This window comes from Streptomyces sp. NPDC032472 (assembly GCF_040636955.1).
In the GTDB taxonomy this organism is placed as follows: domain Bacteria; phylum Actinomycetota; class Actinomycetes; order Streptomycetales; family Streptomycetaceae; genus Streptomyces.
In genome coordinates, this window is record NZ_JBEZVK010000055.1 from 18,932 (window position 1) to 44,714 (window position 25,783).

Consider the following 25,783-nt stretch of genomic DNA (forward strand, 5'->3'; position numbering starts at 1 on the left):
CACATTCCAGCCTCGCCGGCGTTTGAGGCGCGGGGTCTGGAGCGGAGCCCCTGGGGGCACCTCCCAGCGGTAGCTGGGGGAGAAACCCGGCTCCGCCGGGCACCGGGCTCTGCCCGGACCCTCCCCCAGACTTCGTCCGGGGGGACCCCCACTCAAACGCCGGCGAGGCTGGATGTGCGGGACCCCGGTCCCAGGTGTCGGCGGGAGTCGGGATGGCCAGGTGCCGGCCTCAGGGTGTCGGCGGGAGTCGGCTGGGCTTCTGGGGCGCTGCCCCAGACCCCGCGCCTGAAGCGCCGGCGAGGCTGAATTTGCCGGACCCCGTCCCAGGGCGTCGGCGGGAGTCGGCGAGCTGGATGTGCGGGACCCCGGTCCCAGGCGTCGGCGGGAGTCGGCGGGCTGGATGCGCCGGACCCTGGTCCCAGTCGCCGCGGGCGAGGCGGCGGTCGCCCGGGCCGGGGTCCTCGACACCCAGGCCGGCAGCGGCGCCGAGCACGTCCACCGCTGCGCCGGCCGGACCGGGGCGGGGACGATCCCGGACCACGCCACCGAACCGCAGGGCCGGCTCCACCCCACCACGCTCTTCCGGAAGCACCCCGCCCCGCCGAGGTGACCTCCCCCGCCGCGCCGCGTTAGACCCCGTAGCGCACCACCACCGAGCGAGGGAGAGAACGTATGCACGCCGCATCCGCATCCGCATCCGCCTGGGCACCACCCACCCGCCGCGCGGTCCTGCGTACGGCCTTCACCGCGGCGGTGCTCGCCGGCACCGCCGCGGCCCTGGCACCCGTACTGCGCGCCCGCCGCCCCCGCCAGACCGTCACCCCGGCCCCCCTCGCCGAGGAGACCTACCGCGGCCGGCACATCTCCGTCAGCGCGGCCGGCGTGCGCATCGACGGCCGCCCGCTGCACGTGATGCAGCGCGCCGACGGCAGCTACCTGAGCGGCATCAACCACTTCGAGTCCTTCGCCACCCCGCTGGAACTCGCCCGCGCCGCCGTCGACGAACTCGGCACCACCCAGCTCGCACTCGCCGCCCCGCACCACGGCTGACGCACGGAACGGGAGGAGCCCCGCGTTGTACACCAGGCAGAACCAGCGGAACCTGACCAGCGCCCAGAAGAGGCGGTTCACGGCAGCGGTGCTGGAGCTCAAGCGCACCGGCGCGTACGACGACCTGGTGCGCACACACGAGAAGTACTTCGTGCCCGACAAGGAGACCAAACTCCGCGTCGGGCACATGGCGCCGTCGTTTTTCCCCTGGCACCGCCGCTACCTGCTGGAGTTCGAACGGCTGCTCCAGGACGTCGCCCCGGGCGTGAGCGTCCCGTACTGGGACTGGACCACGGACAACAGCCCGGCCTCCTCCCTGTGGGCGGAGGACTTCCTCGGCGGCACCGGCCGAGAGGGCGACCGCCAGGTGATGACCGGCCCGTTCGCCCACCGCCAGGGCAACTGGGAGATCCGGGTCGGCTTCTCGGAGGCCCGCTTCCTCACCCGCAACCTCGGCCGGCCGCAGAGCCCGGTCAAGCTGCCCACCGCGGCCGAACTCCAGTGGGCCCTGGACGACCCGGTGTACGACACCAACCCCTGGAACTCCACGGCGCGCGACGGCGGGTTCCGCAACAAGCTGGAGGGCTGGGCCGCGCCGAAGAGCGAGCGCTGGCGCAACCACAACAAGGTCCACCAGTGGATCGGCGGCCACATGACGGGCGGGGCCGCGCCCAATGACCCCGCGTTCTGGCTGCACCACGCGTTCGTGGACCTGCTGTGGGACCGCTGGCAGCGGCAGCACCCCGGCTCCGGCTACCTGCCCGCCGCACCGCTGCCCCTGGGCGACCTCCAGCACGGCCGGGTGCTCTCCCTGGACGAGCCGATGCCGCCGTGGGACATCACCCCGCGCGAGATGCTCGGCCACCAGGGGCTGTACCGCTACGAATGACACCTGCGTACGACCGGCTGCTGCGCGAAGGGCCCCCGCCGTGTGGCGGGGGCCCTCGCTTCAGCCCGTCAGCAGCGGGCCGGCAGCCGGCTCGTCAGGCGATCCGGATCAGTCGCCGTAGCCCTCGGTGTAGTGCTTCTCGCCACCGGACTGGTTGATGCAGACGTTGCCGAACGCGGGGTTCAGCAGCCCGGTGACGTTCACGGTGTTGCCGCACACGTTGATCGGGATGTGCACCGGAACCTGGACGACGTTGCCCGACACGACACCGGGCGAGCCGATGGCCGCACCAGTGGCTCCGGCATCGGCGACGGCCAGACCCGCACCGGCGGCCAGGGCGCTACCGGCGGCAGCGGTGACGGCGACTGCCTTCGCGATACGCAACATCAAGATCTCCTCGTGAGATGGGGGGCGCCGCAAGATCTGCGGCATTTGACATGGCGTACAACGCCACCGGAGCCCAGGGGTCACGGCCGCTGGGCCGTCGTGGTGAAGTCGAATCGCACCGAGGCGAACCGCGGCGTGATCTGGCCGCCTCCGCCGGGCGGGAGCACCGCCAGCGGGGTGCCCTTGCAGCCCGCCAGCGGGTAGAGGGTCGCCGTGCCGGTGGTCCGGTTGGCCACGCCCCGGGCGCCGCCGCCCCTGGCCTCCACGCAGCCCCGCGGCGAGCTCAGCACCTCGACCCTGTCGCGCTGGTTGACGTACTGGAAGTCGGCTCCGGAATCGGCCCCCGAGGCGGCTTGCGCCGGGCCGGCGGCGGCCGCGAGCAGGAGCAGGGGTACGGACAGCAGGGGGCCCGGACCGGCCGACAGGAGGGAGCGGGCCCGGCGGGGGAGGTCGTACGTGGGAGGTCGCATGCCGGTCCAACCCGGACCCGCCGGGACCGGGTCACGCCTTGTCACCCCTCGCAGGGCTGTGCGACCGTGCGCACAGAGACGACGCGACACGCGCGACACACGCGGCACACGCGGCCCAGGGGCCCGCAGCCGCAACCGGCGACCGGCGGGAGCACGACACCATGAGCGCAGCGGGCGGCAGCGGCCGGCCCCGGGTCAGGACCGGACACGGGGTGGTCGAGGGCCGCACCGGCCCGGGCGGGACCGCGGTCTTCCTGGGCATCCCGTATGCCGCCGCGCCCGTCGGCGCGCTGCGGTTCGCCGCGCCGCAGCCCCCGGCCGCCTGGGACGGCGTGCGCGACGCCGGCGCCTACGGGCCCACCGCGCCCAAGGTGCCCTACCCGCCGACCTTCGCCGCGCTGCTGCCCGACCCGGAGGTCCCCGGGGAGGACTGCCTCAACCTCAACGTGTGGACCCCGGCCCCCGCTCCCGGCGCCCGGCTGCCCGTCATGGTGTGGCTGCACGGCGGCGCCCTCACCCGGGGCTCCTCGGCCGTCCCCGTCTACGACGGCACCGCCTTCGCCCGCGACGGCGTCGTGCTCGTCTCGGCCAACTACCGGCTCGGGGTCCTCGGCTACGGGCTCTTCCCCGACGCCCCCGCCAACCGGGGCCTCCTCGACCAGATCGCCGCCCTGACCTGGGTGCGGGAGAACATCGAGGCCTTCGGCGGGGACCCCGCCCGCGTCACGGTCTTCGGCGAGTCCGCCGGCGCCATCAGCACCGGCGCCCTGCTGGCCGCCCCCCGCGCGACCGGCCTGTTCGCGCAGGCCGCCCTGCAGAGCGGCGCCCCCGAGGTACTGCCGCGCGAGCGGGTGCGCGCCGTGGTCCGGCGGATGGCCTCCCTGCTGAAGGTGCCCGCGACCGCCGGGGCCTTCGCGCAGGTTCCCCTGCCCGACCTGCTCGCCGCGCAGGGCGCCGTGCTGCGCCGCTCCAGCCCTCTGGTCGCCGGGCCCGCCTTCGGCCTGGTGGCCGACCCGGACACGCTGCCCGCCGACCCGCTGGAGGCGGCGGCCGCCCGCGACGACGTGCCGCTGCTGCTGGGCTGGACCAGCGAGGAGTACCGGCTCTGGCTCGCCCCCACCGGCGCGCTGCGGCTGCTGGACCGGTTCGGCCCACTCACCGTGGTGCTCGCCCGGGCCCGCAGCGGCAAGGACCGGGCCGCGGTACGGGCGCTGCGCGCCGCACTGCCGGGCGCGGGCCCGGCCGAGCTCGCGGGCCAGCTGCTGACCGAGCGGCTGCTGCGCGACCCGCTGCGCCGGCTCGCCGGGGCGCGCCGCTCGGCCCCCAGCTTCGTGTACGAGTTCGCGTGGCCCTCCGGGGTGCCGGGCCTGGGCTCCTGCCACGCCCTGGAGCTGGGCTTCGTGTTCGACACCCTCTCCGTACCGGAGTCGGCGTGGCTGGCCGGCCCGGACGCCCCGCAGGAGCTCGCCGACCGGATGCACGCGGCGTGGGTGCGCTTCGCCGTGGCCGGGGACCCGGGCTGGCCCGCCTGGAACGGCGACGGCCCGCCGATGGTGTTCGGCGGGCCGCTGCGTGCTCGTGCTGGCGCTCAGGATGCGAAGGCAGAGGCGGAGGCGGAGGTGGAGGTGGAGGTCACTCCACCGGTCCTTCCATGACCTTGCTGATGAACTGGATCGGACCCTCGCCCATGTTGGGGACGTAGGTCTTGGCGTTGTGCTGGCCGCCGGGGATGACCCTCATGCTGGTGTGGACCGGGCCCTTGCCGTAGGTGGCGATCCACTTCTGCACGTCGGGCAGGGTCTTCTTGTTGCTCTCGTTGTCGCCGACCTGGAAGGCGAGGTAGACGTCCGGGCCCTTCTTGTCGATGAGGGCCTTCGCCAGCACCTCCGGGTTGTTCTCGGCCTTCTCCTTCTCGAAGCCCTTCCACAGCGAGGAGTCGGGCACGACGTCCGGGCCGGAGCAGATGGCGGCCTTGAACTTGTCCGGGTGCTTCAGGACGGCCTTCAGGCTCGCGAAGCCGCCGGTGGAGGAGCCCATGAAGGCCCAGCCGTCACGGGACTTGATGGTGCGGAAGTTCGCCTTCATCAGGTCCGGGACGTCCTCGGTCAGCCAGGTCCCCATCTTGGGCTGGTTGGGGATGTCGGAGCCGTCCCAGTAGATGCCCTTCTCGTCACCGGAGGGGTTGAGCACCGGCATCGCCAGGAGGAAGGGCTTGCTCTTGCCCTCCGCGTACCACTTGCTGATGCTGGTCTGCAGGCCCAGGTCGGTGCCCATCCAGTAGTTGCTGGGGTAGCCGGCGCCGCCCGGCAGGGCGATCATGACCGGGAACCCGCTCTTGGCGAACTTGGGGTCGTCGTACTCCTTGGGCGCCCAGACCCAGACCTTGCCCTTGAAGCCGGACTTCTTGCCGTCCAGTGTGGTGACGGCCACGTGCGTGCCGTCGTTCAGGGTCATCGAGTTCTTGAACTCGGCCTTCGGGCCCGTGGGCATCAGGGCCTTGGAGTTCGGGTTCTGCTTGGGGGCCTCGGCCGCCTTGCCGCCGGCGGGCTTGCCGAAGGAGACGTCCTTGCCCTTGTCGGTGAAGGGGGGTATCTCGAAGTGCCACATCACGCCGGCGGCTATGCCGAGGAGAGCCAGCACGGAGACGATGGCTATGAGCCAGCGCCGGCCCCGGCGGGGGCGGCGCGGTTCGTCCTCGGGCTCGAATCCGTCGTACCGGGGCTGCGGTGGCCCGTACGGGGGCTCGTACTGCTGCTGGGGCTCGTACGTCTGCGCGTACGAGTTGCCGTAGGGCTGCTGCTGGTACTGCCCTTCCGACCGGTACGGCTGGTGCTGTCGTTCGGGTGAGTACGACATGTGCGGTTGCTCTCCGGCTGGTGCTGCCCCGTCGGGGGGTGGTCTCTTTTCCGTTTGAAGGATGAGCCTACGCGGTCCGCGGTTCCCTCTTTTCCACCTCTTGGCCAGCTCTGGGGGTGGCCGTTGCCGAACACCCGGAGGCCGACCGGAGTTCCCGAGGTGTTGGCCCGCCGTCCCTGGCCCATGCACATGGCCCGGCGTATGGTGCCTGCGCGCCGCCGCCCAGAACCTGTTTCCCCCTGCCCGGAGGTACCCCCGTGTTTGGCATGACCTCTTCATGGTCCCGCCGCAAGACCGCCCTCGCCACCGCCTTCGGCCTCACCGCCGCCGGCACCGCCCTGTGGGCCGCCCTCGGCAATGCCCAGCCCGCACACGCGGCCGGACTCCCCGCCCCCGACCACGTCGTCGTCGTGGTCTTCGAGAACCACGCCTACAGCCAGGTCATCGGCAGCTCCAGCGCCCCGTACATCAACTCCCTCAAGAGCGGGGGAGCCAACCTCACCAACTCCTTCGGCATCACCCACCCCAGCCAGCCCAACTACCTCCAGCTCTTCTCGGGCTCCAACCAGGGCCGCACCGACGACAGCTGCTACACCCCCGGCTTCAGCTCCGCCCCCAACCTCGCCTCCGAGCTGATCGCCGCCGGCAAGACCTGGGCCAGCTACAACGAGGGCCTGCCGAGCCAGGGCTCCACCACCTGCAGCAGCGGCAAGTACGCCCGCAAGCACAACCCCTGGTTCGCGTTCTCCAACGTGCCGACGAGCTCGGCCAAGACCATGGGCCAGTTCCCGACGGACTTCACCACCCTGCCCAAGGTGTCCTTCGTCGTCCCGGACCTGTGCAACGACATGCACGACTGCTCCGTCGGCACCGGCGACACCTGGCTCAAGAACAACCTCAAGGCCTACGCGGACTGGGCCAAGACCCACAACAGCCTCCTCGTCGTCACCTTCGACGAGGACAACCGCCTCTCCGGCAACAAGATCCCGACCGTCCTGTACGGCCAGCCCGTCACCCCCGGCAGCACGTCGGCCACCACCTACAACCACTACGACATGCTGCGCACCCTCGAGGGCCTGGCCGGTCTGACCACCCACGCCGGGAACGCCGCCACCGCCAAGGACATCACGGGGATCTGGGCGTCCTGACCATGTACGTTGCGGACAGTCGCGGCACCCCCGCGCCCGCCGTGACCCCCGAGCCGCCGGCCGTCGCCCCGGGCACCAGCCCGGGGCGGCGCGCCGCGCTCGCCCCCACGGTGCTCGCCCTCGGCACGGTCAGCCTCATCACCGACGTCTCCTCCGAGATGGTCACGGCCGTGCTCCCGCTCTACCTCGTCGCAGGGCTCGGCCTGTCCCCGCTCGGCTTCGGCCTGCTCGACGGGCTCTACAACGGCATCAGCGCCCTCGTCCGGCTCACCGGCGGCCACCTCGGCGACCGGTTCGGCCGCCACAAGACCCTCGCCGGCCTGGGCTACGGCCTCTCCGCCGCCTGCAAACCGCTGCTGCTGCTCGCGCACACCCTGCCCGCCATCGGCGCCGTGCTCGCGCTCGACCGCACCGGCAAGGGCCTGCGCACCGCCCCGCGCGACGCGCTGATCTCGCTGGCCTCCACCCCGCAGGACCGCGGCCGGGCCTTCGGCGTCCACCGGGCCATGGACACCGCCGGCGCCCTGATCGGGCCGCTCCTGGCCTTCCTGATCCTGCGCGGCACCGCCGACGGGTACGACGCCGTCTTCACCGTCAGCGCCTGCGTCGCCGCCCTCGGCGTGCTCGTCCTGGTGCTGTTCGTCCCGGGCCGGCGCACCGCGCCCTCGGCCGCCGCCGAACCCGTCTCGCTGCGGGCCGCCCTCGGCCTGCTGGGCCTGCACGACCTGCGCCGCACCGCCCTGTGCGCCCTGCTGCTCGGGCTGTGCACCGTGAGCGATGCATTCGTCTTCCTGCTGCTGCAGCGCGCCACCGGGATCGCCGACCGCTGGTTCGCCCTGCTCCCGCTCGGCACGGCCGCCGCCTTCTTCCTGCTCGCCCTGCCGCTCGGCCGGCTCGCCGACCGGATCGGCCGCTGGCGGGTCTTCCTCGGCGGCCACCTCGCGCTGCTCGCCGCGTACGGACTCCTCCTGGCCGGGGGGCACCACCCGGCGCTGCCGTACGCGGTGCTCCTGCTGCACGGCGGTTTCTACGCCGCCACCGACGGCGTCCTGATGGCCGCGGCCGCCGGAGCCGTGCCCGAGGAACACCGCGGCGGCGGCCTCGCCCTCGTCCAGACCGGGCAGGCCCTCGCGCGCTTCGCCGCCTCCCTCGGCTTCGGCGCCGCCTGGACCGTGTGGGGCGCCCGCCCCGCACTCGCCACCGCGGCCGTCCTGCTGGCCGTGGTCGTCGCGCTCTGCCTGCGGCTGCGCCCGGCGGACGGCCAAGCCGCCGAAGCCGCCGCAGACGCCGCCGCCGGCTCCGGTACCTGAGACCCCGGACGCCGAGCCGCGCGGCGTCCGGGCGTTCGAAGCTCCCCCCGTCCCCGAAAGGCCCCCATGACCCTCCCACGCCGCATCCTGATCCTCGTCTGCGCCGTCGTCCTGCTCGCCGCCGTGGGTGTGCTCGCCGTCGTACGGGCCTCTTCCCGGGCCGAGGAGAAGAACCAGCCCCAGGCCGGCGGCCCGCAGGTCAGCCGGGGCACGGTCTCCCTCGCCTCAGGCGGCGGCGGGCGGCGCATCGTCTTCCGCAACATGGCCTGGGGCCCGCACCGCGACGAGCTCGCCACCGTCCCCGCGGACGCGCCGGGCGGCCCCCGGACCGCCTCGGGGGTGAGCTGCCTGCGCTTCCACTCCGCGGCCGGCACCGGGATCTGCCTCCAGGCCGACAAGGGCGGGGTCCAGGAGGGCTACCGGGCCGTCGTCCTCGACGCCGCCCTGAAGGAGACTGCCGCCTACCCGCTGGCCGGCATCCCCACCCGGGCCCGGGTCTCGCCCGGCGGGCACCTCGCCGCCTGGACGGTCTTCGTCGGCGGGGACAGCTATGCGGGGACGAACTTCTCCACCCGCACCTCGCTGCTCGACCTGCGCACCGGCCGGCTGGAGGGCTCGCTGGAGGACTTCACGATCCGCAAGGACGGCAAGACCTACCGCAACGCCGACGTGAACTTCTGGGGTGTGACCTTCGCCTCCGACGAGCGGACCTTCTACGCCACGCTCGCCACCGGCGGCCGCACCCACCTGGTCCGCGGCGACCTCGCCGAGCGCACGGTGACCACCCTGCGCGAGAACCTCGAATGCCCCTCGCTGTCGCCCGACGGGACCCGGCTGGTGTTCAAGAAGCGGGTGCAGGGCCTGCCGGACGACGCCCCCTGGCGGCTGTACGCCCTGGACCTGGCCTCCATGCAGGAGACCCCGCTCGCCGAGGAGCGCAGCGTGGACGACCAGGTGGTGTGGACGGACGAAAGGAACGTCGTCTACTCCCTGCCCGGAGACTTCGGCGCCGACCTGTACACCGTCCCGGCCGACGGCAGCGGCGCGCCGGCGCGGCTGATGACATCGGCCCTCGCCCCGGCCTTCCTCGGCTGATGCCGCGGGGCCGGCCCGAGGGCCGTGCGTCATGTGTCCCACCCGGTACGCCTGACCTGCGCAGGACCGTTCCGTCGGACCTGCGCAGGACCGTTACGCCGGGATGAGCGTCTTGCGCCGCCGCTTGCGCGGCGCCCGCGCCGAGAGCCGCAGCTCGATGATCGACCGCACGGCCGGCCACTCCTCGTCCAGGATCGAGTAGAAGGCGGTGCTCCGCACGGCTCCGTCCAGCCCCCGCGAATGGGCCCGGCGGACCCCTTCGGGAGTGAACCCGAGCCGCTCCATCGCGGCCCGTGAACGCACGTTGCGGGCGTCCGCGCGCAGCGAGATCCGCCGCACGCCCCAGGTCTCGAAGGCATGGCGCAGCATGAGCAGCTTCGCCTCGGTGTTGATGCCGGTGCCCTGGGCGCTCGGGGACAGCCAGGTGTTGCCGATCTCGGCGGCATCGGGGATCGCCGTCGCCGGATCGCCGAAGGGGACGCCCGGCACGGCGGGCCACACCAGCGGCCCCTGCCAGTAGTCCAGCTCCAGGAACCGGGTCGAACCGACAACCAGGCCGTCCGCGGCTCTGACCACCGCGAACGGGAGCGATCGGCCCGCCGCCTGGTCGGCGAGGGCGCGTTCGATGTACTCGTGGGACGCCTGCACCCCATGGGGTACGGGGGTGAAGGCGTAAGTCGTACGATCCTCGGCCCCGGCCGTGGCCAAGGCCTCGACGTGGTGCGGGGCGAGGGGCTCGAGCCGCACGGAGCGGCCGGCGAGAAGTACGGGTACGGGCACGGAGCCTTCGGTCCTTCTGGGCGGTGGGGTGGTTGCACAGTGTGCGCTTCCGAGGTCACCCCCCGCGCAAAACGCGGGTGAAAGGCAACGGGCTGTCAGGTGAAGCGCGAGTGCCTCAATGTAGCCCCTTAATGTCCTCTCTTGAACCCCCTGAATGGCAACGCCGCGGCCATGTTTTCCGACGACGCCCCGGACGGCGGTCCCGACGGCTTCCGTTTACCTCGCGATCACCTCTGACCTGCGACAATGCGACCCGACCCGCATGGGCCCGTACGCGCCCCCGCCGGCCGGTTGCGCAGCCGATCCGGTGGTCCGACTCGGGAGCCTTAAGCATCGAACGTGCGGGCGCCGGCGGGGCGGCCCCGGCGGGTCGGTTCGGCGGGGGAGGCGACTGCCCCGTCCGGACCGGTCCGCGTCCTCAAGTGGCCCATGCCCGAGAGGGGTGATTGGACCCCTGGAATGGGCCATTCCAGTGATCTCATGAGCGGGTGACGACACGCATCCTGCCCCCGCCCGGAGCGCCCCGCCGCCTGGCTGCCGCCCAGCTGAGCAACTCCGTCGGAGACGGCGCCTACTACGTGTGCTCGGCCCTGTACTTCACCGGTGTGGTCGGGCTCTCACCCGCCCGGATCGGCCTGGGCCTGACCCTCGCCTGGGCCGTCGGATCGGTCGCCGGCGTGCCGCTCGGGGCCCTGGCCGACCGGCGCGGCCCCCGCGGCACCTCCGTGCTGCTGGCCCTGGCCACCGCCGCCTCCGTCGCCTCCTTCCTGGTGATCCGCTCCTACGGGGCCTTCCTGCTCGCCGTCACCGCCTACGCCACCGCCCAGTGCGGGCTGGCCGCCGCCCGGCAGGCCCTCCTCGCCGGGCTCGTCGCCCCCGGACAGCGCACCGGCGTCCTGGCCCACCTGCAGTCGGTGCTCAACGCGGGCCTCGCGCTCGGCGCGGCGCTGGGCGGGATCGCCCTGGGCGCCGGCACCGAGCGGGCCTACCTGGCGGCCCTCGCCCTGGACGCGGTGAGCTTCCTGGTCTGCGCGGCCCTCCTGCTCTCGCTGCCCGCGGTCACCCCCGTACCGCAGCGGGCGGCGGGGGAGCCACGGCTGGCGGTGTTGCGCGACCGGCCGTACGCGCTCGTCACCCTGCTGAACGCGGTCCTGCTGCTGCGGATGCCGCTGCTGAGCCTGGGGATCCCCCTGTGGATCGTGGAGCGGACCAGCGCCCCCGGCTGGCTGGCCTCGGCGCTGTTCGTGCTCAACACCGGCGCCGTGATGCTGTTCCAGGTGCGCATGGCCGGGCCGGTGACCGACCTGGACCGGGCGCGGCGGGCCCTGCGGATCTCCGGGCTGGTCATGGCCGCCTCGTGCGCCGTGTTCGCCCTCTCGGCGCTGCCCGGTGCGGGCTGGGCGGCCGCGGCCCTGCTCGTGGCGGGCGCCCTGCTCCAGGTGGACGCGGAGATGCGGCAGTCCGCCGGGTCCTGGCAGATCGGCTTCGCGCTGGCGCCCGCCGCGCACATGGGCCAGTACCAGGGGTTCTTCGGTACCGGGGTGCCCATCGCCCGGACCCTGGGGCCGACGGTGCTGACCTCGCTGCTCCTGCTGTGGGGGATCCCGGGCTGGCTGCTGCTCGGCGCGGTGCTGCTGGCCGCCTCGTACGCGATGGGCCCGGCGGTCCGGTGGGCGCAGCGGGCGGGCCGTGGAGGCGCCCGGCCCGCGGGGGCCGGCCTACGGGCCGCGGAGGGGGCAGGGCCGGTCGGTGGGGCGGCCGCCGCCTGAGATCATCCTCGACATGGACATGGACGACGTACTGGGCCGGCTGGCGCAGGTGGGGCCGTTCTTCACCGTGCCGTACGGCAAGGAGCCGCCGGGGGAGGGCTTCCGCCCGCTGGCGGAGCTGTACGGGGAGCTGCTCGGGCCGTACGTCGCCGAGATCGGCCGGCGGATCGGCAGCGGCCCCGGCCGTGTCGCGGCGTCGACCGCGCAGTTCGGGATCGCCTCGCGGCTGTGGTCGCTGGGGCTGGGCTGCGCCGCCCTGTCCGGCCGGGTGCCGGACCTGTCGGCCGCGCGGGTGTGGTGGCGGCTGCCCGCCGCGGGCTCGCTGGAGCTGTGGCTGCCCGACCCCGGTGAGGGGGCACTGCCGGCGGCGGAGCTCGGCGGATGCGTCCTCGGGAACCTCGACGGCCTCGGGGCGGCCCTGCGCGAGCGCTACGGGCTCTCGCCGAAGGTGCTGCGCGGGAACGCGGCGTCCGGGCTGGTCGGGGCGCTGCGGGTGCTGCTCGACCGGGTGCCGGGCGGTGCGGCGGTGGAGCTCGCGGCCGGTCTGCTGGGCGAGGGCGGGGCGCTGGGCGGGACGGGCCGGTTCATCCACGAGGAGGGGCTCGGGGTCGCCTTCGTCCGGCGCAGCTGCTGCCTGTACTACAAGGTGCCGGGCGGCGGGCTGTGCGGGGACTGCGTGCTGCGCACGCGGTAGTACGCGGCGCAGGCCGCCGGGGTGCGGAAGGGTCCGCTCCCCGACGGCCTGCGCCTCATGCGTGCCGTGCCCGGGTTCAGAAGGTGAGGTTCCAGGCGTCGATCTTGCCGGTGTCGCCGCCGGCGTTGTCGTTGACCCGGAGCTTCCAGGTGCCGCCCGCGACCTCGGAGGAGGCGTTCACGGTGTAGGTCTGGAGGATGTTGTCGGCGCTGCCGCCGGCCCGGTTGTGCAGGGTGTAGACGGAGCCGTCGGGGGCGACGAGGTCGACCTTCAGGTCACCGATGTAGGTGTGCTTGATGTCGACGCCGACCTTCAGCGTGGCGGGCGCGTTGCCGGTGACCCCGCTGACGGTGATCGGGCTCTCCACCGTCGTGTTGTCGTTGATGGCGAAGTCGCCGAGGTTCTCGAAGTACTTGCCGGTGGGCGGGTTGGTGGTGCCGACCGCCTTCAGGGCGTCGACCTGGCCCTCGCCGAAGAACGAGTTGTTGGCCGTGGTGCCCGTGCAGCGGCTGTCCGAGGGGCAGGCGATGTCGTTGGCCTGGGTGGCCAGCTTGTCGCGGATCTGCGCCGGGGTGATGCCGGGGTTGGCGCTGGCGATCAGCGCGGCGACGCCCACCACGTGCGGGGTGGCCATCGACGTGCCGCTCTTGGAGCCGTACTTGCCGCCCGGGAGGGTGGAGTAGACGTCGCTGCCGGGTGCGGCGACGTCGATCACGCCCTGGCCGAAGTTGGAGAAGGAGGCCTTGGTGGTTCCGGTGCCGTTGGCCGCGACCGTGACCACGCCGGGGAGCTCGGTCGGGATGTCCAGGCAGGCGTTGGTGATGGTGCGGGTGACCGGCGTCGAGTCGTTCGGGCTCGCGCTGTCGGTGGTCTTGTGGGCGAGGTCGTAGTTCTCGTTGCCCGCCGCGGCGACCTGGAGCGAGCCCTTGCTCTCCGCGTACTCCTGGGCGCGCTTGACGCCCTCGATGATGGCGGCCTGGTCGGCGTTGTCCGGGCAGTTGAACTGCCACGGGTCCGTGTAGTAGCTGTTGTTGGTGACCTTGAAGCCGTGGTCGCCGGCCCACACGAAGCCGCAGATGGTGTTCTCGGCGAAGAAGAACGCGTTGCCCGGCTCGGCGACGCGGACCGCGGAGATCTTCACGCCGGGCGCGACGCCGACGACGCCCTTGCCGTTCTTGGCGGCCGCGATGGTGCCCGCGACGTGCGTGCCGTGGGTGTCCACGTCACGCCACGCGCCGGCCCGGGTGTCGGGCTTGCCGTAGGCGCAGGAGACCGAGTCGGCCGCGTTGAAGTTCGGCGCCAGGTCCTGGTGCTGGTCGTCCACGCCGGTGTCGAGGATGCCGACCTTCACCGAGGGGGAGCCGGTCGTGACGGCCCAGGCCTGGTCCGCCTTGATCTGGCTCATGTCGGCGCGGACCGGCTCGCCGGCCGGGGTCGTCGCCTGGGCCGGGTTGGCGGGCAGCGCCGGGTTGTAGGCGTCGGCCGGCACGTCCGAGGTACGGGTGGCGCCGACCTGCTGGACCCCGCTGACGCCGCGCATCGTGTCGGCGAAGCCGGCGGAGGCCGAGTGGGCGACGATCACGCCGATGGCGTCGAAGTTCGAGAAGACGGTGCCGCCGTTGGCGGCGACGGCCGCGCGCACGGCCGAGCTGTCACCGGGAGCGGTGATCACGAGGTAGGCACGGGTGCCGGCAACCCAGGTCGCACTCTGGGAAGCCGACGCCGCGGCCGGGGCCTTGGCGGCGGCCAGGGGGGCGGACGGCACGACCGGCAGGGTGCCGGCGATGGCCGAAGGGGCCCCGAAGGCCAGGGCGGCGCCGAGGGCGGCGCCCAGAACGAGGGTACGGCGAGGTCGGCTGGATATGTGGGGTATCAATGCGTCCTCCGATGACCCGGTGGTGCGGATGGCAGCTACCGGGCCGTACGAAACGAGTGGTGGACGCAAGATGTCAGACCCGTGCCCCGGTGCGGAAGTAAGTTTTACCGCACGCAAGTTGTCGGTCGAATGGCCGAAAACATTCGGTCGGGTCCGCGGGCAGGGAAGGGCCGGCCGGGCGGGGCACCGTGGGGGCGAGCCCTGCCCGGCCGGCCGTGGGCGGCGTACCGGCAGTAAGGCCTAAGCCGGTACGCCGTCCTTGTCGCCGACCGACTGGCCGGGAACGGGGAGGCCCGCCGTCCCGTGACCGTCGTCGACCAGCGAGGTCTCGTCGAACTCCAGCCGTCCCGCGAGGACCTCGGCGGCCCGCTCGCGGTCGAACTCCTTCGTCCAGGTGCCGATCAGCACCGTCGCCACCGCGTTGCCCGCGAAGTTCGTCAGCGCCCGCGCCTCGCTCATGAACCGGTCGATGCCCACGATCAGGCCGACACCGTCGACGAGTTCGGGCCGGTGCGACTGGAGTCCGCCCGCCAGCGTGGCGAGTCCCGCGCCGGTGACCCCGGCGGCGCCCTTCGAGGCCACGATCATGAACAGCAGCAGCGAGACCTGCTCGCCGAGGGCGAGCGGCTTGCCCATCGCCTCCGCGACGAACAGCGAGGACATCGTCAGGTAGATGGCCGTCCCGTCCAGGTTGAACGAGTAGCCCGTCGGCACCGTGATCCCGACCACCGGCTTGGAGACCCCCAGGTGCTCCATCTTCGCGATCAGCCGCGGCAGGGCCGACTCGGAGGAGGAGGTCGACAGGATCAGCAGGAACTCCCGTCCCAGATAGCGCAGCAGGGCGAAGACGCTGACGCCGGTGCACACCCGCAGCAGCGTGCCGAGGACGAGGAACACGAACAGCAGGCAGGTGGTGTAGAAGCCGATCATGATGACGGCGAGGGACTTCAGCGCATCGATCCCGGTCGCGCCGACCACCGCCGCGATCGCGCCGAACGCGCCCACCGGCGCCGCCCACATGATCATCGCCAGCACCCGGAACACCAGCTTCTGCACGTGCCCGATACCGCGCAGCAGCGGCTCGCCCGCACTCCCCATCGCCTGCAGCGCGAACCCGCACAGCAGCGCCACCAGCAGCGTCTGGAGCACCTGCCCGCCGGTGAAGGCCGACACCAGCGTGGTCGGGATGATCCCGAGCAGGAACTCGGGCGTGCTCTGCGCCCCGCCGGCCTTGGCCTGTGCCTCGCCCGCGTGCTTGACGGCCTCGGTCAGGTGCAGCCCGCTGCCCGGCTCCAACAGGTTCCCGACGACCAGGCCGATGGCCAGCGCCACCGTGGACATCACCATGAAGTAGCCGAGGGCGAGACCGCCGACCGCGCCCACCTTGGCGGCCTTGCGCACCGACCCGATGCCCAGCACGATCGTGCAGAAGATCACCGGCGAGATCATCATCTTGATGAGGTTCACGAAGCCGGTGCCCAGCGGCTTGAGCTCCACGGCCGTGCCGGGCGCGGCGAAGCCGACGGCGATGCCGAGCAGCACCGCGGCGATCACCGCGATGTAGAGATAGTGGGTCCTGTCGCGTCCAGCGGGTCTGGCGGGTCTGGCGGCCACGTTCGCCTCCTGGTGGTGAAGTCGTTCCGGGAGACCATCGCTCAGCCCTGTGACCCCGGTCACCCTTGCGTTCATTGAGTTCACGGACCGGTGCACACTGACCGTCATGTTCCGCTTCCCCCGGCCTCCCCGCAGCCTCGCCGGCCAGCTCTTCGCCATGCAGGTGCTGCTGGTCGCCGTGGTCGTCGTCGGCTGTGCGGTCTTCGCGTACGCCACCGCCCGCGGCCAGGCCGAGGAGGCGGCCCGCCGCCAGGCCGGGGCCGTGGCCCGCGCCGTCGCCGATTCGCCGTCCGTCCTCGATGCCGTACGGAGCGCGGGGCGCGGCGGCGCCCCCTCGGCCGTGCTCCAGCCCTACGCCGAGCGGGTCCGCATCGACTCCGGCGTGGACTTCGTGACGATCATGGCCCCCGACGGCAGGCGCTGGACCCACCCCGACCCGCGCCGCATCGGCGAGCCCTTCATGGGCAACACCGCCCGCGCCCTGCGCGGAGAGACCTTCAGCGAAACCTACACCGGCACCCTGGGGCCCTCGATCCGCGTGGTCACGCCGATCGGGGACGGCGGCCGCGTCGTCGGCATGGTCGCCTCCGGGATCACCGTGCGGGCCATCAGCGCCCGCCTCGCCCGGCAGCTCACCGCCCTCGCCTGGGTGGCGGCCGGGGCGCTCGCCCTCGGCGCGGTGGGCACGTACGTCGCCAACGCTCGGCTGCGCCGGCACACGCACGGCATGAACGCCGCCGAGCTCAGCGGCGTGTACGACTACCACCAGGCGACCCTGCACGCCGTCCGCGAGGGGCTGCTGATGCTCGACGGCCGCCGCCGGATCACCCTGATCAACGACGCCGGGCGCGAACTGCTCGGCTTGGACGGGGACGTCCGCGGCACCGCGGCCGCCGACCTCGGGCTGCCGCCGCCGCTGACCGGGGCCCTGCTCGCCGACCGGCCCCGCGTGGACGAGGTGCACCTGACCGCCGACCGGGTGCTGGTCCTCAACAGCTCGCCCGTCGCGGGCGGCGGCCGCCGCGGCACCGTGGTCACCCTGCGCGACCACACCGAACTGCAGTCGCTCACCGGGGAGCTGGACCACGAGCGGGCCTTCACGCAGGCGCTGCGCGCCCAGGCCCACGAGGCCGCCAACCGGCTGCACACGGTGGTCTCGCTCATCGAACTCGGCCGCGCCGAGGAGGCAGTGGAGTTCGCCACCGCCGAACTGGAGCTGGCCCAGGCCCTCACCGACGAGGTGGTCACCGCCGTCGGGGAGCCGGTGCTGGTGGCGCTGCTGCTCGGCAAGGCCGCCCAGGCGCACGAACGGGGGGTGGAGCTGGTCGTCACCCCGGACAGCCGCGCGGTCGGAGGGCCCGCCTCCGGCGGCCGCGCCGAGGAGGGCGGGGCGGCCGCGGTCCCGGCGCGCGACCTGGTCACGGTGCTCGGCAACCTCGTCGACAACGCCGTCGACGCGCTCACCGGCGTGCCCGGAGCGCGGATCGAGGTCACCGTACGCCGGGAGGCGGACGGGCTGCTGCTGCGCGTCGCCGACAACGGCCCCGGGCTGCCCGAGGGCGCCGGGACGGATGTGTTCCGGCGCGGCTGGTCGGGGAAGGGTGAGGGGCGGGGCCTCGGTCTGGCCCTGGTGCGCCAGGTGGCCCACCGGCACGGGGGCAGCGCGGAAGCCGCCCCAGTGCCGGGCGGGGGAGCGGAGTTCACCGTACGACTGCCCAGGGGAAGGGAGCTGCCGGTATGACCGCGGCCGGAGCGGGCCCTGCGCCCGCGGTGCGGGTGCTCGTCGTGGAGGACGACCCGGTCGCCGCCGCCGCGCACGCGCTGTACGTGGGACGGGTGCCCGGCTTCACCGCCGTCGGCGCCGTCCACTCGCTGGCCGAGGCCACCCGGGTCCTGGAGCGGACCGGGGTGGACCTGCTGCTGCTGGATCTGGGGCTGCCCGACGGCCACGGGCTGCGCTTCGCGCGCGGGCTGCGGGCCGCAGGGCATCCGGTCGACGTGATCGTGGTGACCTCGGCGCGCGATCTGGCCGTGGTCCGCGAGAGCGTCTCGCTCGGGGTGGTCCAGTACGTACTGAAGCCCTTCGCCTTCCCGACGCTGCGCGAACGGCTGCTGCGCTACGCCGAGTTCCGCTCGGCGGCCGGGGAGGCGGCGGGGCAGGACGACGTGGACCGGGCGCTCGCCGCCCTGCGCACCCCGCTGCCCGCCCAGCTCCCGAAGGGGCTGAGCGCGCCGACCCTGGACCGGGTCGCCGCGCTGCTGCGGTCGGCGCCCGACGGGCTGACCGCGGCCGGGGCGGCCGCGGCGGCCGGGATCTCGCGGATCACCGCCCGCCGCTACCTGGAGCACCTGGTGGACACCGGCCGCGCGGACCGGACTCCCCGGTACGGCCAGGTCGGCCGTCCCGAGCTGCACTACCGCTGGCTGGCGGCGGCCGCGGCGGGCTCGGTGTCGAAGGTGTAGAACTTGCGGTGGTCCAGCATGTGGGCCGGGGTGACGTCGTTCCACGGGCGCATGGTGTCGTTCAGGTCCACCACGTTGGCGGTGCCGCCGCCGGGCAGGTACGCCGACTTCGGGTTGCGGGCCTGCCACTCGGCCCACAGCTTGTCGACGAAGGCGTGGTGCATCCAGAACACCGGGTCGTTGGGGGAGACGCCGGTGGCCATCTGGCCGCCGACCCATACGTGCACCCGGTTGTGCAGGTTGGCGCCGCGCCAGCCCTCGAGGTGGTTGCGGAAGCCGTTGGAGGAGCTGTTCCAGGGCGCCATGTCGTAGACGGGCATGGCGAGGACGGCGTCGACCTCGGCCTTGGTGGGCAGCTCGGCGACGCCTTCGCCGAGCGCGCGCCGCAGGTAGGTGCGGCCGTCCACGCGGACGTTGACGGGGAACTTCCCGGCCGCGTACGCGAAGGGCCCGTCCATGACCTGGCCGTCGCGGGCCCGGCCGGTGCCGCCGAGGAAGTCCGCGGCCCACAGGGAGGAGCGGGCGGTGCGGTCGGCGGTCCAGTCCCAGTAGGGGAGCGAGACCTTCGGGTCCACCTTCTGCAGGGCGGCCTCGAACTCCAGCAGGAAGCGGCGGTGCCAGGGCAGGAAGGAGGGCGAGCGGTGGCCGACGCGGTCCCCGGAGTCGGTGTCGTTCATGATGAAGCCGTTGTGGGTCGAGACGAACCGGTCGTAGGCGCCGGTGCGCTTGAGCTCGAGCACCGCATTGGTGAAGGCGCGCTTCTCCTCGGCGGTCAGCGTGGCCTGGTTCTTGCGGACGGTCATGCCGTGCCTCCCATGGGCGCGAACGGGGCGAGGACGGCGCCCTGCAGCTCGCGCACGGCGGCGCGGGCGAGGGAGAGCGGGTCGGCGAAGGTCTCGTAGTGGTTGACCAGGCTGATCCAGGTGCCGTCGGCGTTGCGCATCACGTGGAGCTCGCGGCCGTCTATTCGGACGGTCGGCAGGTCGGAGTGCCCGCCGCCGTGGTGGCCGCCGTGGTGGCCGCCGCCGGAGGCGGGGGTGATCTGGATGCGGCGGCCCTGGTACACCTCGTCGACCGTGCCGGAGGGTGTGGTGGCGCGGGAGTCGGTGGCGGCTGCGTGCGCGGTGGCGCCGGCGATGCCGAGGGCGGTGAGAGCGCCGGCGGTGGTGCCCAGGGCCTGCCGGCGGGTGATCTTGTTCATGGCCGAAGAGTTATCAGCAGGTCACACAGCGTTGACTCTTATCCGGACATCACCGGATAAGTTGCCCATAGAACAAGTTGGCGGAATATCCCCCTCCCTGGGTGGATCGGAGGATTCGAACGGGAAAATGTCCGGCGATCTGCTTATTGGACAGTAATTTCTTCTGTGATGGGGGAGCGGCTATGGAGGGGCTCACACGGCAGAGTCGGCCGGAACTCAAAGCCCGATTCCTAACATTCCGTCACCTATAGTCCCGGTATGGCTCTTCATGAGACGAAGGACAACCGCGCCGACGACGCCGACACGGACGTGTTCGCATCCCCCCTGAGCGGCCACATCCTCCCCAAGGACCGGATCCCCGAGGAGCATTCGCCTTCCGACGTGGTCTACGAGCTGATCCGCAACGAGCTCCTCCTCGACGGCAACGCGGCCCAGAACCTGGCCACCTTCTGCACGACCTGGTCCGACGACGGCGTGCACCGTCTGATGAACGTGTGCCTCGACAAGAACATGATCGACAAGGACGAGTACCCGCAGACCGCGGAGATCGAGTCCCGCTGCGTCAACATCCTGGCCGACCTGTGGAACGCCCCTCCCGGCGCTGCCGCCACCGGCTGTTCCACCACCGGCTCCAGCGAGGCCGCCATGCTCGGCGGCCTCGCCCTCAAATGGCGCTGGCGCACCCGCCGCCAGGCCCAGGGCCTGCCCGTGGACCGGCCCAACCTGGTCTGCGGGCCGGTGCAGGTGTGCTGGGAGAAGTTCGCGCGCTACTTCGACGTCGAGCTGCGCCAGGTCCCGCTGGAGGAGGGCGCCACCGGTCTGCTCCCCCACCAGATCGACGCGTACGTCGACGAGAACACCATCGGCGTCGTCGCCATCCTCGGCGTCACCTACACCTGCGACTACGAGCCCGTCGCTGACATCGCCGCCGAGCTCGACCGGATCCAGACGGCGCGCGGCCTGGACATCCCGATCCACGTGGACGCGGCCAGCGGCGGCTTCGTCGCGCCGTTCCTCCACCCCGACGTGGTCTGGGACTTCCGCCTCCCCCGGGTGGCCTCCGTCAACACCTCCGGGCACAAGTACGGCCTCGCGCCGCTCGGCGTCGGCTGGATCGTCTGGCGCACCGCCGAGCTGCTCCCCGCCGAGCTCGTGTTCGACGTCGACTACCTGGGCGGCGACATGCCGACCTTCGCCCTGAACTTCTCCCGACCCGGCGGCGAGGTCATCGCCCAGTACTACCTCTTCCTGCGCCTCGGACGGGGCGGCTACCGGCGCGTCCAGCAGGCCTGCGCCGACACCGCCCGCTTCCTGGCCGAGGAGATCGCCGCGATGGGCCCCTTCACCCTCCTCTACGACGGTCAGGGGGCCCTGCCCGCCGTCTCCTACCGGCTGACCGACCCGCAGGGGGCCGGATTCACCCTCTACGACCTCTCCGACCGGCTGCGCATGCGGGGATGGCAGGTGCCCTCGTACCCGCTGCCCCCCGCCCAGGACGGCACCGTCATCCAGCGCGTCCTGATCCGGCACGGGGTGACCCGCGACCAGATCGCCCTGCTCGCGGAGGACCTGCGCCGGTCGGTGGACCACTTCAAGACGGCGCCCCCGCCGCCCCTGGCGGAGACCCCCCGCTCGAGCTTCCACCACTAGACGGCCCCAGGCTCGGCCCGTGGCACAGCCCGAGCAACGCGCCGAGGGTGCGGGACCGTTCACCACCCGGCTCACCTGGACCCCTCCCGAAGGGCGAACGGTGGTGTGGGAGTCGCGGCCCGCACGCAGGCGGGGAACGCTGACGGTCCGCGGCCCCGGGGGCACGGCCGACCGGTCGTCGTCGGCCGACGCCGAGGCCCTCGGCCGCCTCCGCAGGCTCAACGCCGTGGCGTCGGGCGCGTTCGTGATCGGCGGGGCGCTCTTCGCCCTCGGCGCCGCGATCTCCCAGTTCGGCTGGGGCGACGCGGTCGAGAGCGCATCGGTGTACTTCGCGGGCGGCCTCTTCTTCAACACCGGGAGCTACGTCTCGCTCCTGCAGGTACTGAACGCGCCCCGCCACTCCACCGAGACCGGTCGACTGGTCACCTCCGGCTGGAGGTGGTGGGGGTACGAGCCGATGCGCCTGGACTGGCTGAGCACGTTCGTCCTCTTCCTCGGGACGCTCGTGTTCGGCGTCAACCTCGTGGACTCCTTCCTGCAAGGACTCACCGCCCAGCAGGTCAACCGGCTGGTCTGGACCCCCGACGTCATCGGCTGCGTCCTGTTCCTCATCTCGGGCCACCTGGCGTCCATCGAGATCTGCCACCGGTTCCGGCCCTGCCTGCGCTCCCGCAGCCTCGGCTGGTGGGTCGTCGCCGTGAACCAGTTGGGGTCGGTGCTCTTCATGGTCTCGGCGCTGGCCGCGTTCACCCGGCCCGCGACCGGAAGCCTGGCCAACGCCGACATCGCCAACTGGGGGACGCTGTCCGGCGCCCTGTGCTTCTCGCTCGGCGGCGTACTCCAGGCCTACGAGCGCCCCTGAGGGGCCCGTCCGGCGGCCCAAGGCGGCGGCGGTTCAGCCGGGTGTCGGCCAGCGCATGCCGAGGGCGTCCAGGGCGGCGACGCGCTCGGCGGCGAGGGTCGAGGCGCGCGAGCGCTGGTTGGCGATCCAGGCGCCCAGGCGCAGCTCCCGGTCGCCGACGCGCTCCACATGCGTGCGCGGGACCCGCAGGTGGCGTTCGCGGGCGTGGAACTGCCGGGCCGCGGCCAGGTGCTCCGCCCACTTCTCGGCCTGGGAGCGCCGCGGCCGCGGCCGTTCGGACTCGGCGGCCGGCGCCATGCCGAGCACGTGCTCCAGCAGCCAGCGCTGCGACCAGGCCAGCCGCTCCCACCCCAGCCGCTGGGTGCGGACCCACCGGCCCAGGTCCTCGCCCTGGACGATCACCTCGCCCGGGCCGAGCGGGAGCCGGCCGCCCGCGTCCAGGTGGACCCGGGTCAGGTGGAAGGCGCGCTGCCAGGAGACGTCCCAGGCCGGGCACCACGAGGCGTCGATGGCCTCCAGTGCCTCCCGGCGCTCCTCCGGCAGCGCCCCGGGCCCCTCGCGGCGGGCCGCGGCCCGCTGGTTCTTCACCCAGATCCCGACCGGCGCCCCGCGCCAGGTGGCGTCCGCCGGCGGCAGCAGGTGGCCGTGTTCCCCGGCCCACCCGCGGGCCGCGGCCAGCCCCTCCTCGAACGCCACGTCGAAGTGGCTCCACACCATGCCGAGTGCGTCGAGCTCCGCGACGCGCTCGTGCCCCAGCAGCCCGCGGCGGTGGTTGCGGCGGGCGTCGGCGATCCACTGGCCGAGCGGGAACCGGGCCAGCCCGGGCGGCCAGCCCCCGGCCTCGGCGCGGGCGCCCGAGGGCACCTTGAACGCGAACGGCACCCTCAGGTCCCCGGCCGAGGCCGCGTAGAGGCGGGCGGCCTCCACCCCGCGCCGCCAGTGCTCGTGCTCTGGATGCAGTACGCGCAGCCGGATGAACGCCGCCAGCAGCGCCGGATCGCGCGGAGTGGAGAAGCTCAGCAGCGACTGTGCACCGCTGCGCAGGCCGGCCCCTGCCACCGACTCCGCCATCCGGGGCCGGCTCGGCGCCTGCTGCTCGGCCAGCGCTTCCACGAGCCGGGTGTCGTGCGCGCGCAGCGCCTCCAGCAGCCGGGCGAGATCCCCGTACGAGCGCGACGTCAGCATCGACTCGGGGGTCTCGCCGGGCCCCAGCAGCACCGGCACCACCAGCGAGGCGACCTTGCCCTCCCCGGGCCGGATGCGCAGCGCCCGCCCGACGGCCTGGACCAGGTCGGGCATGGACCCGCGGACGTCCGCCCAGAAGACGGAATCGCACTCCTTGGTGTCCACCCCCTCGCCCAGCACCCGGACGCTGCCGAGGAAGGCCTTGTCGGCCACCCCGTGCGCGGCGAACTCGTCCAGCACGCGCCGCCGGTGCGCCGCCGAGTGCTGGCCGCACAGCCAGTCCGCCCAGACGGTACGGGGGTGCTCCGGCTCGGCCGCCGCGCCGACCCGGCCTGTGGCCCGCTTGGCCGGCTTGGCCCGCTGGGCCCGCTTGGGTCCGGGCCCGGCCGTGGCACACAGCCGCTGCGCGACCGCCGGCAGCCCCGCCGCGAACGCCTCGGCCTCGCGGGTCAGATGGTGGAAGACCAGGGTCCGCCGGAACCCCTGGTCGGCGGCGGCCGTCAGCAGCGCCGCCTGGAGCGCCGCCAGTCGCACACCGCGCACCGCGTCCGACCGCCCGTCGGCGCCGACCAGCACGGCCGCCTGGAAGGACGGGTCGCTGACGTCGACGCACACCACCCGGTACGGGGCGCAGATCCCCCGGTCGATGGCCTCGGAGAGGGAGAGGGTGTGGCAGCGCGCCCCGAACGGGCCGTCCGGATCGTCCTCCATGGACGCGACGAGCGCGCCCCGCCCCCGCCCTTCACCCGCTTCCTCGTCGTCCGGCTCCTCGCCGTCCTGCCACACCCGGGGCGTGGCCGTCATGTACAGCCGCCGCACGGACGGGATGCGGGCGTTGTCGTGCACCACGGCCCACGGCTTGCCGATGCGCCCGGAGGTGCGGTGCGCCTCGTCGACCACGATCAGGTCCCAGCCCGGCAGCCCTTCGAGGTGTGCGCGTTCGACGATGCCCAGTCCCAGCGAGGCGTACGTGGCGAACACGGTCAGCCGCTCCGCCGGCCCGGCGCCCCAGCGGGCCAGCCGGGCCGGGTCGGTGGTCGTCGGCAGGCCCGCCTCCTCTTCGCGCAGCGAGCACACCGCGAAGGAGCGCCCGGCCCGGCCGCCCTCCTCCCTCCAGACCGCGACGGTCTGCACGAGCAGGTCCAGGGAGGGAACCAGGACCAGCACGCGCCGGGCCCGGAGCTCCTCGGCCGAGCGCACTGCGACGAGCGACTTGCCCGAACCCGTCGCCATGATCACCTGGGTGCGCAGCCCGGCCTCGGGGACCCGGCCTCCCGCGGGCAGCTCCAGCGCGCGCACCACGGCGTCGACGGCCTCGCGCTGGTGCGGTCGCAGCTCCTTTGCGTGCCGTGCGCGCCACCTCACCCTCCCCTGATCTGCTCGTTTCGCTCCAGCTCCTATCCTGCCTCGCTTTTGAAGCAAACGGTGGGAGGAGGGTATGAAGGCGGGGATAGAGGGGGGAGGGAGGAGGGCGCCGCAGGCGGGTGGGCGGTCCCGCGTCAGCTGCCCCCGGTCACATGCGCGCGCCGAAGTTCTGCGTCCACCAGGGGCCGCCCGGGCCCTCGTGGATGCCGACGCCGATGTCCTTGAAGGAGCAGTTGAGGATGTTGGCGCGGTGGCCCGAGCTGTTCATCCAGGAGTCCATCACCGACTCCGGCGTCTGCTGGCCGCGGGCGATGTTCTCGCCGTACGTGGACCAGCGGTACCCGGCGGCCGTGGTCCGCTTCCCCGGGTCGGCTCCGTCGGGGTTGGTGTGCGAGAAGAAGTTCCGGGCCGCCATGTCGTCGGAGTGGCCCTGGGCCGCGGCGCGCAGCTGCGAGTCCTCCTTCAGCGGACCGCAGCCGGCCTTGGCCCGTTCGGCGTTGACCAGGGCGATCACCTGGCCCGCGTCCCCCTGCGGGGCGGGCGCCGGAGCCGGGGCCGCAGGGCGCTGTGCCGTCTTCGACGCGGTCGGCGTCGGGCTCGGGCTCTGGCTCTCGGCGGACGGGCTCGGCGAGGCGGAGGCGGAGGCGGAGGGGGACGGGGAGGCGGACGCGGACGGGGAAGCCGAGCCCGAGGGCGAGGCGGAGGCGGACTCCGGCGCCGACAGCGCGGTCAGCGGAGCCGCCGGGGCGGCGCTGTCGCCCTTGTCGCCCGAACCGGGGAACCCGCCGAGGTAGGCGAGACCGCCGCCGGCGACGCACGCGGCGATCACCGCACCGCCGACGGCCCGGCGCCGGCTCTGCCGGCGCTTGCGCAGCCCGCTCCGGCCGCCGCCCGACGCGCCGTCAGGCAGGCCGCCCTGCGCGGAGACGGTGGGGCTGAGCTGGGTCACCGCATCGCTGAAGCCGGGGTCGCCGTGACCCGTACCGCTGTGGGCCGTGCCGGCGTGGCCCGTACCCCCGTGACCCGTACCCCCGTGGCCCGTGCCGGCGTGGCCCGTACCCCCGTGGCCCGTGCCGGCGTGCCCGGCACCGCCGTTGGCCCCGCCGGCGAAGCCCGCGC

Annotated in this window: 23 protein-coding genes; 13 read left to right on the top strand and 10 right to left on the bottom strand. The window is 73.4% G+C overall.

Annotated elements, in window-relative coordinates; genetic code table 11:
• The first annotated feature begins 400 nt into the window (after window positions 1–400).
• From AB0F11_RS28610 to AB0F11_RS28620, 3 genes are all read left to right on the top strand, one after another.
• Complete coding sequence (locus AB0F11_RS28610) at window positions 401–610, top strand: hypothetical protein (protein WP_362179591.1); 210 nt, start codon at window positions 401–403, stop codon at window positions 608–610.
• Between the two features lie 62 nt (window positions 611–672).
• Window positions 673–1,050, top strand: coding sequence for a tyrosinase family oxidase copper chaperone (locus AB0F11_RS28615; protein WP_362179594.1), 378 nt, complete (start codon window positions 673–675; stop codon window positions 1,048–1,050).
• A gap of 25 nt (window positions 1,051–1,075) precedes the next feature.
• Window positions 1,076–1,939, top strand: coding sequence for a tyrosinase family protein (locus tag AB0F11_RS28620; RefSeq protein ID WP_362179596.1), 864 nt, complete (start codon window positions 1,076–1,078; stop codon window positions 1,937–1,939).
• Between the two features lie 108 nt (window positions 1,940–2,047).
• Here the strand turns inward: AB0F11_RS28620 and AB0F11_RS28625 are convergent, their stop codons facing one another.
• Entirely contained in the window at window positions 2,048–2,326 is a 279-nt protein-coding gene (locus AB0F11_RS28625; RefSeq protein ID WP_362179599.1) for a chaplin, read from the bottom strand.
• 80 nt (window positions 2,327–2,406) lie between these two features.
• Window positions 2,407–2,796, bottom strand: a complete 390-nt coding sequence (locus AB0F11_RS28630; protein ID WP_362179602.1) for a hypothetical protein — start codon at window positions 2,794–2,796, stop codon at window positions 2,407–2,409.
• A gap of 161 nt (window positions 2,797–2,957) precedes the next feature.
• Here AB0F11_RS28630 and AB0F11_RS28635 point away from each other — a divergent pair, with 161 nt between their 5' ends.
• Entirely contained in the window at window positions 2,958–4,451 is a 1,494-nt protein-coding gene (locus AB0F11_RS28635; protein ID WP_362179605.1) for a carboxylesterase family protein, read from the top strand.
• Here the strand turns inward: AB0F11_RS28635 and AB0F11_RS28640 are convergent.
• Window positions 4,429–5,652, bottom strand: coding sequence for an alpha/beta hydrolase-fold protein (locus tag AB0F11_RS28640; RefSeq protein ID WP_362179607.1), 1,224 nt, complete (start codon window positions 5,650–5,652; stop codon window positions 4,429–4,431). The genes AB0F11_RS28635 and AB0F11_RS28640 overlap by 23 nt on opposite strands.
• Before the next feature lie 266 nt (window positions 5,653–5,918).
• Here AB0F11_RS28640 and AB0F11_RS28645 point away from each other — a divergent pair, with 266 nt between their 5' ends.
• From AB0F11_RS28645 to AB0F11_RS28655, 3 genes are all read left to right on the top strand, one after another.
• Window positions 5,919–6,800, top strand: a complete 882-nt coding sequence (locus AB0F11_RS28645; protein ID WP_362179610.1) for an alkaline phosphatase family protein — start codon at window positions 5,919–5,921, stop codon at window positions 6,798–6,800.
• A 2-nt stretch (window positions 6,801–6,802) separates the two neighbouring features.
• Window positions 6,803–8,110 (top strand): MFS transporter, encoded by a 1,308-nt coding sequence (locus tag AB0F11_RS28650; RefSeq protein WP_362179613.1) that lies wholly within the window; start codon window positions 6,803–6,805, stop codon window positions 8,108–8,110.
• 66 nt (window positions 8,111–8,176) lie between these two features.
• Entirely contained in the window at window positions 8,177–9,205 is a 1,029-nt protein-coding gene (locus tag AB0F11_RS28655; protein ID WP_362179616.1) for a hypothetical protein, read from the top strand.
• Window positions 9,206–9,298: 93 nt separating this feature from the next.
• Here AB0F11_RS28655 and AB0F11_RS28660 read toward each other — a convergent pair whose 3' ends face one another.
• Window positions 9,299–9,985, bottom strand: a complete 687-nt coding sequence (locus AB0F11_RS28660) for a GNAT family protein (RefSeq protein WP_362179618.1) — start codon at window positions 9,983–9,985, stop codon at window positions 9,299–9,301.
• A 488-nt stretch (window positions 9,986–10,473) separates the two neighbouring features.
• Here AB0F11_RS28660 and AB0F11_RS28665 point away from each other — a divergent pair, with 488 nt between their 5' ends.
• On the top strand, window positions 10,474–11,754 hold the full coding sequence (locus AB0F11_RS28665; protein WP_362179621.1) for an MFS transporter: 1,281 nt from the start codon (window positions 10,474–10,476) through the stop codon (window positions 11,752–11,754).
• A gap of 13 nt (window positions 11,755–11,767) precedes the next feature.
• On the top strand, window positions 11,768–12,448 hold the full coding sequence (locus AB0F11_RS28670; RefSeq protein ID WP_362179623.1) for a (2Fe-2S)-binding protein: 681 nt from the start codon (window positions 11,768–11,770) through the stop codon (window positions 12,446–12,448).
• Between the two features lie 76 nt (window positions 12,449–12,524).
• Here the strand turns inward: AB0F11_RS28670 and AB0F11_RS28675 are convergent, their stop codons facing one another.
• Both AB0F11_RS28675 and AB0F11_RS28680 read right to left on the bottom strand, forming a co-directional pair.
• A complete protein-coding gene (locus tag AB0F11_RS28675) occupies window positions 12,525–14,324 on the bottom strand; it encodes a S8 family serine peptidase (RefSeq protein ID WP_362179626.1) in 1,800 nt (599 codons plus the stop codon).
• A gap of 240 nt (window positions 14,325–14,564) precedes the next feature.
• On the bottom strand, window positions 14,565–15,938 hold the full coding sequence (locus tag AB0F11_RS28680; RefSeq protein WP_362179629.1) for a cation:dicarboxylase symporter family transporter: 1,374 nt from the start codon (window positions 15,936–15,938) through the stop codon (window positions 14,565–14,567).
• Window positions 15,939–16,044: 106 nt separating this feature from the next.
• Here AB0F11_RS28680 and AB0F11_RS28685 point away from each other — a divergent pair, with 106 nt between their 5' ends.
• Window positions 16,045–17,679, top strand: a complete 1,635-nt coding sequence (locus tag AB0F11_RS28685) for a sensor histidine kinase (protein WP_362179632.1) — start codon at window positions 16,045–16,047, stop codon at window positions 17,677–17,679.
• Window positions 17,676–18,401, top strand: coding sequence for a response regulator (locus AB0F11_RS28690; protein ID WP_362179634.1), 726 nt, complete (start codon window positions 17,676–17,678; stop codon window positions 18,399–18,401). The genes AB0F11_RS28685 and AB0F11_RS28690 overlap by 4 nt, the downstream gene beginning before the upstream one ends.
• On the opposite strand, the gene AB0F11_RS28695 is transcribed toward AB0F11_RS28690, so the two are convergent.
• Complete coding sequence (locus AB0F11_RS28695) at window positions 18,353–19,204, bottom strand: tyrosinase family protein (protein ID WP_362179636.1); 852 nt, start codon at window positions 19,202–19,204, stop codon at window positions 18,353–18,355. The genes AB0F11_RS28690 and AB0F11_RS28695 overlap by 49 nt on opposite strands.
• On the bottom strand, window positions 19,201–19,602 hold the full coding sequence (locus tag AB0F11_RS28700; RefSeq protein ID WP_362179639.1) for a tyrosinase cofactor: 402 nt from the start codon (window positions 19,600–19,602) through the stop codon (window positions 19,201–19,203). The genes AB0F11_RS28695 and AB0F11_RS28700 overlap by 4 nt, the downstream gene beginning before the upstream one ends.
• Window positions 19,603–19,860: 258 nt before the next feature.
• Between AB0F11_RS28700 and AB0F11_RS28705 the strand changes: the two genes are divergently transcribed.
• Complete coding sequence (locus AB0F11_RS28705) at window positions 19,861–21,252, top strand: glutamate decarboxylase (RefSeq protein ID WP_362179641.1); 1,392 nt, start codon at window positions 19,861–19,863, stop codon at window positions 21,250–21,252.
• Between the two features lie 19 nt (window positions 21,253–21,271).
• A complete protein-coding gene (locus AB0F11_RS28710; RefSeq protein WP_362179644.1) occupies window positions 21,272–22,114 on the top strand; it encodes a hypothetical protein in 843 nt (280 codons plus the stop codon).
• A 33-nt stretch (window positions 22,115–22,147) separates the two neighbouring features.
• On the opposite strand, the gene AB0F11_RS28715 is transcribed toward AB0F11_RS28710, so the two are convergent.
• Both AB0F11_RS28715 and AB0F11_RS28720 read right to left on the bottom strand, forming a co-directional pair.
• Window positions 22,148–24,664, bottom strand: a complete 2,517-nt coding sequence (locus tag AB0F11_RS28715) for a Helicase associated domain protein (RefSeq protein ID WP_362179647.1) — start codon at window positions 24,662–24,664, stop codon at window positions 22,148–22,150.
• 148 nt (window positions 24,665–24,812) lie between these two features.
• Window positions 24,813–25,783 (bottom strand): CAP domain-containing protein (locus AB0F11_RS28720; protein WP_362179650.1); only part of this gene is annotated, 971 nt, incomplete at its 5' end.